Origin of the sequence: Variovorax sp. AB1(2024) (genome assembly GCF_037482385.2) — a bacterium.
In the GTDB taxonomy this organism is placed as follows: Bacteria; Pseudomonadota; Gammaproteobacteria; order Burkholderiales; family Burkholderiaceae_C; genus Variovorax.
The window spans coordinates 5296404-5312593 of record NZ_JBBHKP020000001.1 but is presented as its reverse complement, the minus strand read 5'-3'; the positions used below and the strand labels follow the sequence as shown (position 1 = coordinate 5312593).

Annotated in this window: 18 protein-coding genes and 1 tRNA gene; 13 read left to right on the top strand and 6 right to left on the bottom strand. The window is 68.1% G+C overall.

Going from position 1 to position 16190, the window contains the following annotated elements; translation table 11 throughout:
* Positions 1–19 precede the first annotated feature (19 nt).
* The 3 genes from WIX39_RS24855 (at position 20) to WIX39_RS24845 (ending at position 4017) form a co-directional block, all read left to right on the top strand.
* Positions 20–439 carry a group II truncated hemoglobin gene (locus tag WIX39_RS24855; RefSeq protein WP_409196102.1) on the top strand — a complete coding sequence of 140 codons (420 nt, stop codon included), beginning with the start codon at positions 20–22 and terminating at the stop codon, positions 437–439.
* Between the two features lie 151 nt (positions 440–590).
* A complete protein-coding gene (locus tag WIX39_RS24850) occupies positions 591–1820 on the top strand; it encodes an NAD(P)/FAD-dependent oxidoreductase (protein ID WP_409196101.1) in 1230 nt (409 codons plus the stop codon).
* Between the two features lie 130 nt (positions 1821–1950).
* The gene (locus WIX39_RS24845; protein ID WP_106937106.1) at positions 1951–4017 is read left to right on the top strand and encodes a bifunctional 2',3'-cyclic-nucleotide 2'-phosphodiesterase/3'-nucleotidase; all 2067 of its coding nucleotides are present in this window, start codon (positions 1951–1953) and stop codon (positions 4015–4017) included.
* Positions 4018–4044: 27 nt separating this feature from the next.
* Here WIX39_RS24845 and WIX39_RS24840 read toward each other — a convergent pair whose 3' ends face one another.
* Positions 4045–4701 carry a Smr/MutS family protein gene (locus WIX39_RS24840; protein ID WP_081265916.1) on the bottom strand — a complete coding sequence of 219 codons (657 nt, stop codon included), beginning with the start codon at positions 4699–4701 and terminating at the stop codon, positions 4045–4047.
* On the bottom strand, positions 4701–5378 hold the full coding sequence (gene radC, locus WIX39_RS24835) for a RadC family protein (protein WP_106937107.1): 678 nt from the start codon (positions 5376–5378) through the stop codon (positions 4701–4703). Before radC ends, WIX39_RS24840 begins: the two co-directional genes overlap by 1 nt.
* Positions 5379–5486: 108 nt before the next feature.
* Here radC and WIX39_RS24830 point away from each other — a divergent pair, with 108 nt between their 5' ends.
* The 5 genes from WIX39_RS24830 to WIX39_RS24810 all read left to right on the top strand — a co-directional run bounded on the left by WIX39_RS24830 (position 5487) and on the right by WIX39_RS24810 (position 9361).
* Complete coding sequence (locus tag WIX39_RS24830) at positions 5487–5930, top strand: FKBP-type peptidyl-prolyl cis-trans isomerase (RefSeq protein ID WP_081265914.1); 444 nt, start codon at positions 5487–5489, stop codon at positions 5928–5930.
* Entirely contained in the window at positions 5927–6895 is a 969-nt protein-coding gene (ispH, locus tag WIX39_RS24825; RefSeq protein WP_081265913.1) for a 4-hydroxy-3-methylbut-2-enyl diphosphate reductase, read from the top strand. Before WIX39_RS24830 ends, ispH begins: the two co-directional genes overlap by 4 nt.
* On the top strand, positions 6892–7857 hold the full coding sequence (locus tag WIX39_RS24820; RefSeq protein ID WP_409196100.1) for a threonine/serine dehydratase: 966 nt from the start codon (positions 6892–6894) through the stop codon (positions 7855–7857). Before ispH ends, WIX39_RS24820 begins: the two co-directional genes overlap by 4 nt.
* A gap of 24 nt (positions 7858–7881) precedes the next feature.
* The gene (serS, locus tag WIX39_RS24815; protein ID WP_409196099.1) at positions 7882–9213 is read left to right on the top strand and encodes a serine--tRNA ligase; all 1332 of its coding nucleotides are present in this window, start codon (positions 7882–7884) and stop codon (positions 9211–9213) included.
* A 58-nt stretch (positions 9214–9271) separates the two neighbouring features.
* A tRNA-Ser gene (locus WIX39_RS24810) sits at positions 9272–9361 on the top strand.
* Between the two features lie 551 nt (positions 9362–9912).
* Here WIX39_RS24810 and WIX39_RS24805 read toward each other — a convergent pair.
* The 4 genes from WIX39_RS24805 to flgA all read right to left on the bottom strand — a co-directional run bounded on the left by WIX39_RS24805 (position 9913) and on the right by flgA (position 12355).
* Entirely contained in the window at positions 9913–10731 is an 819-nt protein-coding gene (locus WIX39_RS24805) for a winged helix-turn-helix domain-containing protein (RefSeq protein WP_409196098.1), read from the bottom strand.
* A gap of 47 nt (positions 10732–10778) precedes the next feature.
* Positions 10779–11243, bottom strand: coding sequence for a flagella synthesis protein FlgN (locus WIX39_RS24800; RefSeq protein WP_081265907.1), 465 nt, complete (start codon positions 11241–11243; stop codon positions 10779–10781).
* Complete coding sequence (gene flgM, locus WIX39_RS24795) at positions 11240–11548, bottom strand: flagellar biosynthesis anti-sigma factor FlgM (protein WP_081265906.1); 309 nt, start codon at positions 11546–11548, stop codon at positions 11240–11242. The genes WIX39_RS24800 and flgM overlap by 4 nt, the downstream gene beginning before the upstream one ends.
* Positions 11549–11638: 90 nt before the next feature.
* Complete coding sequence (gene flgA, locus WIX39_RS24790; RefSeq protein WP_081265905.1) at positions 11639–12355, bottom strand: flagellar basal body P-ring formation chaperone FlgA; 717 nt, start codon at positions 12353–12355, stop codon at positions 11639–11641.
* Positions 12356–12575: 220 nt separating this feature from the next.
* On the opposite strand from flgA, the gene flgB reads away from it, so the two are divergent.
* The 5 genes from flgB to WIX39_RS24765 are packed head-to-tail and all read left to right on the top strand — an operon-like array spanning position 12576 to position 16182.
* The gene (gene flgB / locus WIX39_RS24785; RefSeq protein ID WP_081266019.1) at positions 12576–12983 is read left to right on the top strand and encodes a flagellar basal body rod protein FlgB; all 408 of its coding nucleotides are present in this window, start codon (positions 12576–12578) and stop codon (positions 12981–12983) included.
* Positions 12984–12986: 3 nt separating this feature from the next.
* A complete protein-coding gene (gene flgC, locus WIX39_RS24780) occupies positions 12987–13403 on the top strand; it encodes a flagellar basal body rod protein FlgC (RefSeq protein WP_081265904.1) in 417 nt (138 codons plus the stop codon).
* A gap of 22 nt (positions 13404–13425) precedes the next feature.
* Positions 13426–14106, top strand: coding sequence for a flagellar hook assembly protein FlgD (locus WIX39_RS24775; protein ID WP_409196097.1), 681 nt, complete (start codon positions 13426–13428; stop codon positions 14104–14106).
* A gap of 59 nt (positions 14107–14165) precedes the next feature.
* A complete protein-coding gene (gene flgE, locus WIX39_RS24770; protein WP_081265902.1) occupies positions 14166–15386 on the top strand; it encodes a flagellar hook protein FlgE in 1221 nt (406 codons plus the stop codon).
* A 49-nt stretch (positions 15387–15435) separates the two neighbouring features.
* Complete coding sequence (locus WIX39_RS24765; protein WP_081265901.1) at positions 15436–16182, top strand: flagellar basal body rod protein FlgF; 747 nt, start codon at positions 15436–15438, stop codon at positions 16180–16182.
* Positions 16183–16190: the final 8 nt, after the last annotated feature.

The following is a 16190-nucleotide window of genomic DNA, read 5'->3' as shown; positions in this document are numbered from 1 at the left end:
GGCACGGATACTTGCGCCCATGCAGATTCAAGAAAAGCCGCCCGCCGGCACGCCGTTCGACTGGATCGGCGGCGAGCCGAAGGTGGAGGCGCTGGTCGAGCGCTTCTACGACCTGATGGACCTCGAGCCCGCCTACGCGCAACTGCGCGCGGTGCACGGCACCAGCCTCGACAACGCACGCCAGCGCCTGTTCTGGTTCCTGTGCGGATGGCTCGGCGGCCCGCGGCACTACACCGACCGCTTCGGCCACCCGATGCTGCGCGCGCGCCACCTGCCGCAGAGCATCGGCGGCCACACCATCGGCATCAAGGAACGCGACCAGTGGCTGGCCTGCATGGACCAGGCCATGGGCGAGACGGGCGTGCCGGAAGACCTGCGCGCCCGCCTTCGCGATTCCTTCTTCAAGACCGCCGACTGGATGCGCAACCGTGGGGAATAGGGCTCGCCCCCAGGCTTCGCGCACTTCGTGTCGCTTCGCCAACCCCCTGCCGGGGGCAACACCGGAGGCCCGGCAAAGCCGGTTCCTCGGTGTTCCTTGAAGAGACAGCAACGGCCGTACGACATAACACCGAATCGAAAGAAATCACTTCATGAACTCCATCGTCATCATCGGCGGCGGCCACGCCGCGGCCCAGCTCTGTGCCGGCCTGGCTGAAGCGGGGCAGGGCGCGCGTGTGCACCTGGTCTGCGAAGAGGCCTGCGAGCCCTATCACCGTCCGCCGCTGTCCAAGGCCTTCCTCAAGAGCGCCGAGGAAACCACGCAGCCGCACAAGGCTGCCGACTGGTACCGCGAAGCGGGCATCACGCTGCACCTGGGCGACGCGGCCGTGGCCATCGACCGCGAGGCGCACACCGTCACGCTGCGTTCGGGCGCCGTGCTGCCTTGGGAGCGGCTGGTGCTGGCCACCGGCACGCGCGCGCGCCAGATGCCCGACCTGAAGCCGGGCCTGGAGAACGTCGCCAGCCTGCGCGCCGCGGACGAGGCGCATCGCCTGCGCACCCGGCTCGCATCGGCCGACACGGTCACGGTGCTGGGCGGCGGTTTCATCGGGCTCGAAGTGGCGGCAACGGCCAAGGCACTGGGCAAGTCGGTGCAGGTGATCGAGAGCGCGCCGCGCCTGCTGGGCCGCGCGGTGTCGCCCGAGCTGTCGGCACACGTGCTGGCCACGCATCGCGCGGCAGGCATCGACATCGTGCTTGGTGCGCAGACGGGCGCGTTCGAGGTCGAAGGCGACCGGCTGGTGTCGGTGCAGGTCAACGGCGTGAAGCAGCCGGTCGACCTGCTGCTGCTGGGCATCGGCGCCGTGCCCGAGACCGCGCTCGCGCAGGCGGCCGGCATCGAGTGCGCCGACGGCATCGTGGTCGACGCACAGATGCAGACCAGCGCCGCCGGCGTGCTGGCCGTGGGTGACTGCACGCGCTTCCCCGATCGCCGCGCGGGCCGCGCATTGCGGCTCGAGTCGGTGCAGAACGCGAACGACCAGGCGCGCACGGCAGTCGCCACGCTGACCGGCGCGGCACGCGACCACGACGCGGTGGCGTGGTTCTGGTCTGACCAGGGCAGCATGCGGCTGCAGATGGTGGGCCTGATGCCGGCAGAAGGCACGGCGGGACTGACCAGCGTGCGCCGTCCCGGAACGGGCGCGAACCCCAATGCGTTCTCGCTCTTCCACTATGTCGATGGGCATCTGGTGTGCGTCGAATCGGTCAACGCACCGGTCGACCACATGATGAGCCGCAAGCTGCTCGAAGCGGGCCGCAGCCCCGATCCGGCGGTGATTGCCGATGCTTCGATTCCCCTGAAAAACCACCTGTCGTAATTGCGCCGCAAGTCAGGCCGGGTTCACCAGCCTGTCATTGCGCTTTCAGAGACTGCTTCCTTCTCCAATACTGCAGAGGGAGTTCTCGATGAAAAACGCAGCGGCCGCGTCGCTATTGCGCCTTGCCCCCATGTCCACCTGTGCCGCCGTGATCGCCGCCGTGCTGACCGCCTGTGGCGGCGGCAGCGGCGGTGGCGGCACCGTGTTTCCCCCGGTCGCGTCCACGCCCGCGACCGACACCACGCCGGCACCCGTTGCCAAGGGCACGCGCGCCACGGTCGCCTTGCTGGAGACCACCGACCTGCACGCCAACGTGCGCAGCTACGACTACTTCAAGCTCGCCGAAGACAAGTCGTACGGCTACGAGCGCACCGCCACGCTGATCAACGCGGCGCGCAAGGAATTCCCGAACACGATGCTGTTCGACAACGGCGACACCATCCAGGGCACGGCGCTGGCCGACTACGAAGCCCTGGTGAGCCGCGTTCCGTGCACGCAGCCGCTGTCGATCTACAAGGCCATGAACGCCACCGGCTACGACGCCGGCACGCTGGGCAACCACGAGTTCAACTACGGCCTCGATTTCCTCAACCAGGTGATCGGCGGCGGCCTCGACGTCGAAGGCGTGGACGGCAGCAAGAAGTGCGCAGGCCCGGCTTTCCCCATGGTGCTGGCCAACGTGCAGAGCGTGAAGAGCGGCAAGCCGCTGCTCGCGCCGTACACCATCGTGACCAGGCAGTTCACCGCCATGGCGCCCGACGGCAAGACCGTGACCGTGCCGGTGAAGGTCGGCGTGATCGGCTTCACCACGCCCGGCATCCTGAACTGGGACAAGCGCTTCCTCGAAGGCAAGGTGCGCACCGAAGGCGCCGTCGAAGCCGCCACCAAATACATCCCCGAACTGCGCGCCAAGGGCGCCGACATCGTGGTCGCGCTGCAGCACGGCGGCCTCGATGCATCGCCGTACTCGCCGACGATGGAAAGCCCCGGCCTCTACCTGTCGAAGGTGGCGGGCATCGACGCTCTGATGATGGGCCACCAGCATGGCACGTTCCCCGATCGCAGCGCGAAGCCGGGCTACACGCAGGCCGGCGTGGACAACGCCGCAGGCACCGTCAACGGCGTGCCGGCCGTGATGGCCAGCTCGTGGGGCAAGGCGCTGGGCCTGATCAGGCTCGACCTGGTGTACGACGGCAAGGCATGGGGCGTGGACAAGACCAGGACCTTCGTCGAGGCGCGCTCCACGCAGACCGGCAAGGACGGCGCGGGCAAGGCGATCTACGCCGATGCCGACCCGAGCGTCGCGCCGCTGGTCGAAACGCAGCACCAGGCCACCATCGCCTACGTGAAGACGCCCATCGGCACCACCGACTTCCAGATGAGCACCTACTTCGCGGACGTGGGCGACCCCGGCGCGATCCAGATCGTGAACCAGGCGCAGGCCGACTACGTGAAGAACTACATCGCGGCCAACCTGCCGCAGTACGCGAGCCTGCCGGTGCTGTCGGTGAGCGCGCCCTTCAAGTCGGGCTATGAAGGCGCCCGCGACTACACGGACGTGGCCGCCGGCAACGTGGCGATCAACAACGCGGCCGACCTGTACCTCTACCCCAACACGGTGTATGCGGTGAAGGTGACGGGCGCCGAGATCAAGGGCTGGCTCGAAGCCGCCGCCAAGCGCTTCAACCGGATCGATCCGGCACTGGCGACGGACCAGCAGCTGATCAGCACCTTCCCGGGCTACAACTTCGACATGTTCACCACGCCGGATGTGCAGTACGAGATCGACGTGACCCAGGCGGTGGGCAGCCGGGTCAAGAACCTGATGTACATGGGCGCGCCGATGGACCCGGCGAAGGACTTCGTCATCGCGACGAACAACTACCGTGCGACCAGCGGCGCGAGCTTCATCCCCGCGCTGGACGGCCGCGCGACGATCTACCCGTCGCCCGACGCGAACCGCGACGTGCTGATCGACTACATCAAGGCCAAGAAGACCATCACGCGCGCAGCCAACGGTTCAGCGCGCAGCTGGGCCTTCACCAAGGTCGCGACGGCGGGCAACGTGGTCTTCTCTTCGGCGCCGAATCAACTGGGCGCGGCCACGGCCGCGGGACTGGCCAACATTTCGCTGCTGGCCGCGGACGACGGCGGCGGCAAGGGTCAATCGCGCTACAAGCTCGACCTGAACAACTGACCGAAACCGGGCCGGCGTCCGCGTGGCTCAGCGCCGCGCGGGCGCCAGCAGTACCACCAGCGCCCCGGCGCCGCCCTCCGCCGGCTTCGCCTGCACGAAGGCGATCACTTCGTTCTTCTGGATCAGCCAGCGCTGCGTCTTGGTCTTGAGCACGGGCTGCCTGCCCGGCGAGCCCAGGCCCTTGCCGTGCACCACGCGTACACAGCGCAGACCCTGCTTGTGGGCATTGCGGATGAAGCCACCGAGCGCTTCGCGCGCCTCGTCGCTGCGCAGGCCGTGCAGGTCGACCTGGGCCTGGATGGACCAGTCGCCCTTGCGCAGCCGCGCCGTCACGTCGGTGCCGATGCCGGGACGGCGAAAGCTCATGGCGTCGTCCACGTCGAGCAGCGTGGTCACGTCGAACTCGTCGGACAGCGATTCGCGCAGCACGCGCTGCTCGTCGAGCTGGTGCTGCACCGGGATGGGGGCCGGCGGTTCCGGCGCGAGCGGCACTGCCGCCTTGCGGCGCAGCGGTTCGGTGGCGCCGATGGCGCGGGCGAACAGGTCTTTCTCGGCGGCGCGCTTGCGTTCGGCGGCGGCCTTCGCGGCCGCCTCGGCCGCTTCGCGCTCGCGGGTTTCGGCGAGCACGCGCTGCACCTGCTTGAGGTCGGCGAGGTTCTTGAGCGCGGTTGAACGCTGGGGCATCAGAGCAGTCCTTTCTCGGCCATCGAGAAGCTCTGGCCGGGGCTCACGATGACGTGGTCGAGCACGCGCACGTCGACCAGCGCGAGCGCGGCGCGCAGCGTCTGCGTGAGCGATTCGTCGGCGCGCGACGGCTCGATGGCGCCGCTGGGATGGTTGTGGGCCAGCACCACGGCCGCGGCCTGGTGGTGGATGGCGCGCGTGACCACTTCGCGCGGGTAGACGCTGGTCTGCGTGAGCGTGCCGCGGAACATTTCTTCCAGCATGATGAGGCGGTGCTGCACGTCGAGGAAGACGACCACGAACACCTCGTGCGGGCGCGAGCCGATGTGCAGCTGCAGGTATTGCTTGACCGCCTCGGGCGAGTCGAACACCGTGCGCTCCTTGAGCTTCTCGCCCATGGCGCGCCGCGCCAGCTCGAGCACCGCGATCAGCTCGGAGCGCTTGGCGGTGCCGCCCATGCCCTTGACGGCCTTGAGGTCGTCAGGGCCGGTGTGCAGCAGGCCCGACAGGCCGCCGAAGCGCTCGAGCAGTTGCTGGGCCAGTTGCAGCACGTTCTTGCCCGCCACGCCGGTGCGCAGCAGCAGGGCCAGCAACTCGGCATCCGCCAGCGCGGCGGCGCCTCGCGAGATGAGCTTTTCGCGTGGACGGGCGTCGAGAGGGAGATCCTTGAATGCCATGAAACCCTGGGTGAAACCTTGGCGGAGCCGGGTGGAAGCCCCGGTCCTTAAAATGAAGTCCAGTTTATCGGGACACCCACCTTGTCTTTGCCCACCTCCGCCGCTCCCATGTCCCAAGTCGTGACTTTCGGCTCCTTCCTGACCTTGCACTACCGGCTGGCCGGTCCGGCAGGCGACATCATCAACACTTTCGCCGACAAGCCGGCGACCCTGTCGCTGGGCACCGGCGAGCTTTCGCCCGCCATGGAGCAGCGCCTGATGGGCCTGGAAGAGGGCACCCACGCCACCTTCGAGCTCCCCGCCGGCGAGGCCTTCGGCGAGCGCAATCCGGACATGCAGCAGTGGGTGGCGCGCAAGCTGCTCGCCCAGATGGGCGACCCCGACGAGCAGTACGCCGTGGGCGACGTGGTGCAGTTCCCCACGCCCGACGGCACCGGGAGCTACGCCGGCGCGGTGATCGAATCGAACGAGACCGGCGTGCGCTTCGACTTCAACCATCCGCTGGCCGGCCAGCCCGTGACCTTCGAAGTGAAGCTCATCGGCGTGCTATGAACACAGGCATCTCCGAAGTCATCCTGGCCGAGCCGCGCGGCTTCTGCGCGGGCGTGGACCGTGCCATCGAGATCGTCGAGCGCGCCATCGCCAAGTTCGGCGCGCCGATCTACGTGCGCCACGAGATCGTGCACAACACCTACGTGGTGAACGAGCTCAAGGCCAAGGGCGCGATCTTCATCGAGGAACTGTCCGACGTGCCGCCCGGCGCCACGCTGGTCTTCAGCGCGCACGGCGTGAGCAAGGCCGTGGAGCAGGAGGCGCGCGACCGCGGCTTCGAGATCTTCGACGCCACCTGCCCGCTGGTGACCAAGGTGCACGTCGAGGTGGCCAAGCTCGCTAAAGAGGGCTACGAGTTCATCATGATCGGCCACAAGGGGCACCCCGAGGTCGAGGGCACGATGGGCCAGCTGTCCAGCGGCATCCACCTGGTGGAAGACGTGGAAGACGTGGCCAGGGTCTCGCCGGGGCAGACCGACAAGCTCGCGGTCGTCACCCAGACCACGCTGAGCGTGGACGACGCCGCCGAGATCGCGGCCGCGGTGCGCGCGCGCTTTCCGGCCGTGCGCGAGCCCAAGCAGCAGGACATCTGCTACGCCACCCAGAACCGCCAGGACGCGGTCAAGATCATGAGCCCGCAGGTCGACCTGGTGATCGTGGTCGGCAGCCCCACCAGCTCCAACAGCAACCGGCTGCGCGAACTGGCGCAGCGCCTGGGCACCGAGAGCTACATGGTCGACTCCGCCGAAGAGCTCAAGCCCGAGTGGTTCGAGGGCAAGACGCGCATCGGCCTCACCGCCGGCGCCTCGGCCCCCGAGGTGCTGGTGCGCGAGGTGATCGACCGCGTGCGCGCTTTCGGCGCGGTGTCCGTGCGCAAGATGGACGGCATCGAGGAAACCATCAAGTTTCCGCTCCCCAAGGGCCTCAAGCTCGACGACATCCCCCCTCCCGGACACATCTCTTGAACGACAAGAACACGAACCGCTGGCGCTCCGAAATCGAGAGCGCCGCCGCCAGGCTGGACGGGCGCGCCGGTCATTTCCTGCGCCAGACGCCGCTGTGGAAGCTACCGGCGGCCGCCTTCGGCGTCACGGCGCCGGGCGCCGAGGTCTGGCTCAAGCTCGAGCACATGCAGGTCAGCGGCAGCTTCAAGGCACGCGGCATGATGAACCGGCTGCTGGCCAACGACATTCCCGAAAGCGGCGTGGTCGTGGCTTCGGGCGGCAATGCCGGCATCGCCACCGCCGCCGCGGCGCAGGCGCTGGGCGTGCCTTGCCAGGTTTTCCTGCCGGGTGTCTCGCCGGAAGCCAAGCGTGCGCGCCTGCGCGCGCTGGGCGCCGAAGTGGTCGTCGTCGGCCAGCTCTATCCCGATGCGCTGGCGGCCTGCCTCACGCGCCAGAAGGAGTCCGGCGCCTTGCTCACGCACGCCTACGACCAGCCCGAAGTGGTGGCCGGCGCAGGCACGCTGGGCCGTGAAATCGAAGCGCAGGGCGGCCTGCCCGACGCGGTGCTCGTGAGCGTCGGCGGGGGCGGCCTGATCGGCGGCCTCGCCGGCTGGTTCGAGAAGCGCGCCCGCGTGGTGGCGCTGGAGCCCGAGAAGGCGCCGACCCTGTTGCGCGCCCGCGAAGCCGGCGAGCCGGTCGACGTCGAAGTGGGCGGCATCGCGGCCGATTCGCTCGGCGCGCGCCGCATCGGCGCCATCGCCTGGGAAATCACGCAGCAGCAGGTCGCGCAGGCGCTGCTGCTGTCCGACGAATCCATCCGCGCCGCGCAGCAGTGGCTGTGGAAGGAACTCAAGCTCGCCGTGGAGCCGGCCGCCGCGCTGCCGCTGGCCGCGCTGCAAACGGGCGCCTATGTGCCGCGCGAAGGCGAGAAGGTGTGCCTGATCGTCTGCGGTGCCAACGTCGACCCCGCCACCGTCGCCTGACAAGCCGCCCTCTAAAATCGACCGATGCTCGACATCACCCTGCTCCGCAAAGACCTGGCCTCCGCCGTGGCCGGCCTTGAAAAACGCAAGAAAAACCAGCCTTACCTCGACGTGTCGGCGTTCACCGCGCTCGAGGCCGAGCGCAAGACGCTGCAAACCCGCACCGAGGAAATCCAGGCGCGCCGCAACACGCTGAACAAGCAGATCGGCCCGCTCAAGGCCAAGGGCGAGTCGGTGGATGCGCTGATGGCCGAAGTCAACGCGCTCAAGGCCGAGCAGGAATCGCAGTCCAAACGCCTGGAAGAAATCCAGCCCGAGCTGCAGGCCCTGCTGCTCGCCGTGCCCAACCTGCCGCACGCCAGCGTGCCGCTGGGCGAAGACGAGACCGGCAACGTCGAAATGCGCCGCTGGGCCCCGCAGGGCGGCGCCGGCGCCAACGCCAAGCCGCTGGGCTTTGCCGCCAGGGACCATGTCGACCTGGGCGCGCCGCTGGGCCTCGATTTCGAGATGGGCGCCAAGCTCGCCGGCTCGCGCTTCACCGTGATGAAGGGCCCGATCGCCCGCCTGCACCGCGCGCTCGCGCAGTTCATGCTCGACATGCAGACCGAGAAGCACGGCTACACCGAGTGCTACGTGCCCTACATCGTCAATGCCGCCACGCTCAGCGGCACCGGCCAGTTGCCCAAGTTCGAGGGCGACCTGTTCGCCGCGAAGAAGGGCGGCCAGGACGGCGAGCCGGCGCCCGACCATTCGGCGCTGTACCTCATTCCCACCAGCGAAGTGCCGCTGACCAACTTCGTGCGCGACGAGGTGGTGGCCGAGTCGCAACTGCCGATCAAGGTCACGGCCCACACGCCGTGCTTCCGCTCCGAAGCCGGCAGCGCCGGCCGCGACACGCGCGGCATGATCCGCCAGCACCAGTTCGACAAGGTCGAGATGGTGCAGATCGTGCACCCAGAAAAGAGCTACGACGCGCTCGAAGAGATGACGGGGCACGCCGAAGCCGTGCTGCAGGCCTTGGAGCTGCCGTACCGTGTAGTGCTGTTGTGCACGGGTGACATGGGCTTCGGCTCCACCAAGACCTACGACCTGGAAGTTTGGCTGCCGGCGCAGGACACCTACCGCGAGATCAGCTCGGTCTCCAACTGCGAAGCCTTCCAGGCGCGGCGCCTGCAGGCCCGCTTCAAGAACGCGCAGGGCAAGAACGAACTCGTGCACACGCTCAACGGCTCCGGCTTGGCCGTGGGCCGCGCGCTGGTGGCCGTGCTGGAGAACCATCAGAACGAAGACGGCTCGATCAACGTGCCGGCCGCGTTGCGGCCGTACATCGGCGGCGCCGAAGTTTTGCGCGCCTGAGGCGCAGGGCTTCAAATAGCGGAAATTTCTCCGCTATAATCAGAGGCTCGACAGCACCGGAGAGGTGGCAGAGTGGTCGAATGTACCTGACTCGAAATCAGGCGTACTAGCGATAGTACCGAGGGTTCGAATCCCTCCCTCTCCTCCAAGAATGGCCCCGCAAGGGGCTATTTTTTTGCCTGTTCCATCCCAGGAAAAAGCCGCTTTCGGATTCAGGTCGGCTTAAGTTTCCCCGCCGATAGTGCAGAGGACGGTCTTCTGGCGCTGGTAGAGGTCGCTTCGGCACCCGCCTTCACGGCGGTTCCTCGAGGCTGGAGGTCGTCATTTCTTTTGTCTGGCCGAGGGCGCATGCCGCTCGTTCGGCCGGCTGTCAAAAAGCCCTTGCGGCACATGGCCCGGCATTGAGCGCCTGCCTTCGGAGAAATATTTCTTCGAACCGACATGACCCTGAACGCGTGCGCTCACGGGTGAAATATTTTCTCGAAGAATGGCTGGGCCGCGCTCAAGACGGCGCTCATCGGGTGTAGGAAAAGCGCCGTTTCCGGGCCCGAACGTCGAAGTTTTCCACGCTGCCCATTTCGCAGGCACCGTGTTGCAGGCCACGCCAGGCAACGATTCCGCGCGCAATCCCCTTGGTTTTCCCCAAAGTTGTCCCCAGTCGGCGGGGAAAACCCAAGGACGACTTTTCAGGCCCCGCGCTTACGCCCGGGAGCGCTCTGTTTCCTCGAGCCAGGTGGGCTCGTTGGAGGTGTCCGGAAAGCCGCTGTCGGCCATGGCCGGCAACCCTGCCGATCCCGGCACGTGCCGCAGCTCATACCCCCGTCCATAGACCGAGTGCAGGACGAACTCGCTTTCCTTGTGGAGCGACAGCTTGCGGCGGATGTTCGCCACGCAGCAGTCGAGCACGCGGCTCTTGCGTTCGATCCGCGAATCGACCCACAGCGAGGCCAGCAGCCATTCACGCTCCAGCAGCCGCCCCGCGTTGCGGAACAGCAGCAGCGCCAGTTCGAACTCGCGCGGCTTCAGCCGGATCTCGCTGCCGTGGTGCACCACCACCTTGCGGCTGCCGAGGAAGTGGTAGCTGCCGAACAGCGCGCTCACCGAAAGTGGGTGCAGCAGGGTTTCATTGCGGCGCAGCGCCTCGCGCACGCGCAGTTCCACCTCGAAATCGTCGACCGGCAGCACCGCGAAGTCGATGCCGGCGCCGGGGGAGTCGTTGCCGGTCACCGCCAGCACCTCGTTCAGCAGGTCGCGCTGCAGTGCATTGACCACCAGGAAGATGGGAATGCGCAGCGCCTTGCACATGGCGGTGAGCACCGGCCAGGCGCCTTCGTCCTTGAGCACGACCAGCAGCAGGTCGAATGGCGCGCCGTTGGTCACGGCGCTCAGGAAATCGGCGCTGGAGTCGAATGGCGCCGATGTGCAGCCGATCTGCTGCAGGCGCTGGCCCCAGGCCTTCGCCTGGGCCTTGTCGCAGCCCACCATGGCCACGTGGCGCGAGCCTTGAGCGTTGTTCATGTCCATAGTTCGATGCGGTTTGGAGGGCAGGGCGGCGGCGGTGCCGCTCAACCCACTGCCAGGCGGCTTCCGCCGCCGGATTGCGTCTTGCGGATGCCGTCCGGGCCGTAGAAGAGCTGTGCGCTGGCCTGCAGGAAGTGCAGCGCCTGCTGGGTGAAATCGAGGTGCGCGTACACCATCGAGCCGTTGCGCAGGTTGTGGCTGCGCGCCTGCACCGCCAGCACCAGCAGCTCGGCCCAGGCCTGTTGCAGTTCGGGGCCGCCGCCCGCCGCAGCGGCGTCCGCGCCCGCGCGGCCCGGCTCGTAGCCCATGGCCGCCTGCATGGCTTCGCGCTCGCGGTCGAGCTCGGCCATGCGGTCGAGCAGGCGGGTCTTCTCGCTGGCGATGGCCGCGAGATCGGTGAAAACGCCGGCCGACATGGCCTTGGCCTCCCGGTCCAGCACGGCCAGGAATTCCCCGATGCAGGCCGCTTCCGTGCGCAGCCTGGCCAGCAGAGCCTGGGCGTCGTTCATTGGCCGTCCTTCTTGCCGTCGAGCAGGTCGCGCACGCTGGCCAGCAGGCCGTCGGCGATGCGCTCCGGGCGCACCTGGTAGCGGCCCGCGCGGATGTCCTCGCGGATCGCCGCCACGCGGGCCGCGTCGAAATCGCTGCCATCCGTGGCCGCGGGCAGCGCATGGACGTGCGCGGAGGCCTGCCGCGCAGCTTCCTTGGCTTCCTTGGTGCGCTCGGGCGCGTCGGCGCCGGTCATCGGGGCCGCGCCCGTGGCGGGCGAGCGATGGAGGGGCGTGGCCGAAGGGGCGGGTTGATCGATTTTCAAGGTGATTCCTCAGGGGCTGACCGGTATATCGGCAGCCCTGGCAAGAACTTTAGGAATTGCGTGCACGAAGGTTGAAACGGGCGCCAGCGGCTACTGCGCGAGCTGGATCTGCCCCTCCTCGTCCGCCACGCCGCTGACCAGCCGGCCCTCCCGGGTCTTGGCCTGCACCACCGCGCCGACCCTCGCCCCGCTCAGGGCCTTGCCCTCGGTGCTGACCACGAATCCTTCGCCCTGGGCCACCAGCTTCACCGCCTGGCCCTGCTGGATGACCGTCACCCCGCGCACCGATTCCTTGCGCAGCGGCGCGCCCGGGCCGATGCGGTTGGCCGCCACCACCCCGACCAGTTCGGCCGCGCTGGTGATGACGGAGCGCGGCAGCCGCGTGAGGTCGCCGGTGCGCTCGGTGACGTCGCCCGCGCCCAGCGGGCGGCCGGTCTCGATGGCGCGCGCGGCCACGAAATAGCTGCCTTCCACCGACACGTGCGCCTGCACGAAGCGCGTCCAGGGCCGCTCCGTCTGGCAGCGCACGCCGACCGACACCCGGCCCCACGGCGTGGCGCCCGGCGGCAGGAAGGCCTCGGGCGCCTCGCAGGGCGGCAGCGCCTCGGTGCCGCGGCCTTCCAGGCTGATCGTGACCTTGCCCGGCAGGCCGGCGGTCTGCACCTGCAGGTATTTCTGGATGGCCGTGCCGGCGGCATCGGCCGCGGGTGCCGAAGAAGCCCACGCGGGAGCCATGCACGCGGCCATCGCCAGCAGTGTCGGCAGCACGGTGCGCAGCAGGCGGGTCCGGAGCTGTAGGAGGTTCATCGGCAGCGTGAGGAAAGGGCAAAAAAACAGGTGGCGCCGGAGTCGACGCAGACACGCCGACGCCGGGCAATTCTAGAAATCCGGTGCCGGATCGAAGGTGCGAGCAGCAGGCGAAAACCCCCTTTGTTCGGACGATTGCAAACGCGATGCATGCATAGACTCGCTTTCCATCTGTCGCTGCGCCTCGTGCATCGGCGACGCCACAACGGATGGAAAAAAGATGATCGACAAGCTGGATGCGGCGCTTCGCTTCAATCGCGAAGCCCTCAACCTCCGGGCCGAGCGCCAGGAGGTGCTCGCGGCCAATATCGCGCATGCCGACACGCCCAACTACAAGGCGCGCGACTTCGACTTCGGCAGCCGCCTGAGCGAAGCCGTCGAGCGCGGCCGCGCGTCGCAGTCGATGTCGCTGGCCACCACCTCGGCGCGCCATCTCGCGGGCCAGGCGCAGGCCATGCCCGACAAAGACCTGCTCTACCGCACGCCCAACCAGTCGAGCCTGGACGGCAACACCGTCGAGATGGACGTCGAGCGCATCGCCTTCGCCGACAACGCGCTGCGCTACGAGTCCAACCTCACCGTCATCAACGCCAAGATCAAGTCGCTGCTCTCCGCGGCGCAGCAGTAAGCCATGCCGTTCCCAAGCAGTTCCATGAACATCTTCAACGTGGCGGGCTCGGCCATGACCGCGCAATCGCAGCGCATGAACGTGACCGCGAGCAACCTGGCCAACGCCGAGAGCGTGGCCGGCCCCGACGGCATGCCCTACCGCGCCAGGCAGGTGGTGTTCGAGGTCGCGCCTTCGGGCCACCAGGACATCGGCGGCGTGAAGGTGTCGGGCGTGATCGAAGACCCGTCGCCGCCCAGGATGGTGTTCGACCCCAAGAGCCCGCATGCCAACGGCGAAGGCTACGTCGCGATGCCCAACGTCAACGTGGTCGAAGAGATGACCAACATGATCTCGGCCTCGCGCAGCTACCAGGCCAACGTCGAAGTGCTCAACACGGCCAAGACGCTGATGGTCAAGACGCTGACCATCGGCCAGTAAACCCCCTCATACCCACCACGCCATGGCCATCTCCGACACATCTTCCATCTCCGGTCAGAACGCATCGACCGCGACCGGCAACACCGTCTCCAGCCAGGACAACGAGCAGCGCTTCCTCAAGCTGCTGGTCACGCAGCTCAACAACCAGGACCCGCTCAACCCGATGCAGAACGCCGAGCTCACCTCGCAGCTCGCGCAGATGAGCACCGTGACCGGCATCGAAAAGCTCAACACCACGCTCTCGGGCCTGGTGAACCAGACCGGCGCCAACCAGCTGCTGCAGGCGACCTCCCTCATCGGCTACAACGTGCTGTCGCCGGGCGACGTGCTCACCACCAAGAAGCCCGAAGAGGGCAAGGACCCCGCCACGCAGGCCTTCGGCGTGCAGCTGCCGGGCACCGCCGCGGACGTCACGATCAAGATCCTCGACGACAAGGGCAACGTGGTTCGCACCCTCGACGCCGGCCCCATGAAGGAAGGCGTCAACGCCGTCACCTGGGACGGCAAGGACGAGGCCGGCAACGCGGTCGCCGAAGGCGCCTACCGCTTCACCGTCGATGCCAAGAACGGCGCCTCCGCCGTGACCTCCACCGCGCTGACCTTCTCTCAGGTGGCGGCCGTCAAGCAGGGCGCCGGCGGCGTCACGCTCGAACTGGGCTCGGGCGCCAGCATCGGCCTGTCCGACGTGCGCCTGTTCCTGTGAGGCGCGTGCCTCCTCTCTCATCCATCGCAGCACTGAACGCATTGAAGTAAGGAACCATCATGAGCTTTTCCCAGGGCATCAGCGGACTCGGCGTGGCCGCGGCCAACCTCGACGTCATCGGCAACAACATCGCCAACTCGGGCACCGTGGGCTACAAGTCCGCCGCCGCCACCTTCCAGGACGTGTATGCCGGCTCGCGCGTCGGCCTCGGTGCCTCGGTGTCGGGCGTGGTGCAGAACTTCACGCAGGGCGTGACGCAGTCGAGCAGCCGTCCGCTGGACGTGGCCATCCTGAACGGCGACGGCTTCTTCCGCCTGAGCAGCGCCACCGGCGAGGTCGCGTATTCGCGCAACGGCCAGTTCACGCGCGACAAGGACGGCTACATCGTCAATGCATCCGGCCTGCGCCTGACGGGCTACGGCGTGAACGCCAGCGGCGGCATCAACGGCGGCACGCCGTCGGCCATCCAGATCCCGACCGCGTCGATGACGCCCAGCGCCACCGGCAACGTCAATGCCGAGTTCAACCTCGACGCGCGCCTCGGCGTACCCGCCAAGACGCCGTTCAACCCGGCCGACTCCGGCACGTTCAACTACTCGAACGCCCTCGGCCCGGTGTACGACTCGCTCGGCAATCCGCATGACCTGTCCGTGTACTTCGTGAAGAGCGCCACGCCGGCCAACACCTGGAACGTGTACGGCACCGCCGACGGCGCGCCGCTGAACGCGGGCGCCGCGCTCACCACGCTCACTTTCGACAGCAAGGGCGTGATGACCGCGCCGGCCGGCGGCAAGCTGAGCACCGGCGCCATCACCTTCACCAACGGCGCGGCCCCGCTGACCGCGTCGATCGACCTGTCGGGCACCACCCAGTTCGGCGCCGCCAACGGCATGAGCAAGCTGAGCCAGGACGGCTACCGTTCGGGCGAACTGACCTCGTTCTCCATCAACCCCGACGGCACCATCACCGGCAAGTTCTCCAACGAGCAGACCAAGCTGCTGGGCCAGGTCGTGCTGTCGTCCTTCGCCAACCCGAACGGCCTGGAGCCCAAGGGCAACAACGTGTGGGGCGAGACGCTGGCTTCGGGCAACGCGCTCACCGGCACGCCCGGCGAGGGCACCAAGCTCGGCTCGCTGAAGTCGGGCGCGCTGGAGTCGTCCAACGTCGACCTGACCTCCGAACTCGTCAACCTCATCGTCGCGCAGCGCAACTACCAGGCCAACGCGCAGACCGTGAAGACGCAGGACCAGGTCATGCAGACGCTGATGAACATCCGCTGACGCGGCACCCCGACCACCACCACCGAACGACCGGCACCAGGAGCACCCAGTGGATCGAATGTTGTATGTCGCGATGAGCGGCGCCAAGCAGGCCATGGATCAGCAGGCCACCGTGGCCAACAACATGGCGAACGTCTCTACGCCGGGCTTCCGCGCGCAGATCGCCAACTTCCGCGCGGTGCCCGTGGTCGGCCAGGAGGCGCCGACGCGCGCCTTCGTGGCCGCGACCACGCCCGGTGCGGATTTCACGCACGGCCCGCTCACCGAAACCGGCCGCGCGCTCGACGTGGCCGTCAGCGGCCAGGGCTGGCTGGTGGTGCAGACGCCCGACGGCGGCGAGGCCTACACCCGCGTGGGCAACCTGCAGATCGGCGCCGACGGCCAGATCACCACCATGGGCGGACGCGCCGTGATGGGCGACAACGGCGCCATGACCGTGCCGCCCGGCTCGGCCGTGGCCATCGCGCCCAACGGCCTGGTCGGCGCGCGCGACCCCGCCTCGGGCACGCTCACCGGCATTGCCGAGGTGGGCCGCCTGAAGCTGGTCAACCCGCCCACCACCGACCTCGTGCGCGGCGACGACGGGCTCTTCCGCATGCGCGAAGGCCTGCCGCCGGCCCAGGCCGACGAGGCCGTCACGGTCGTCACCGGCGCGGTCGAGGGCAGCAACGTGAACCCGGTCGAGGCCATGGTCGCGATGCTGGCCAATGCACGCAGCTTCGAGATGCAGATGAAGTCGCTGCAGACCGCCGACACCAACGCGCAGGCGGCCAACAAGCTGCTGGCCTACGGCTGATCGGCCGC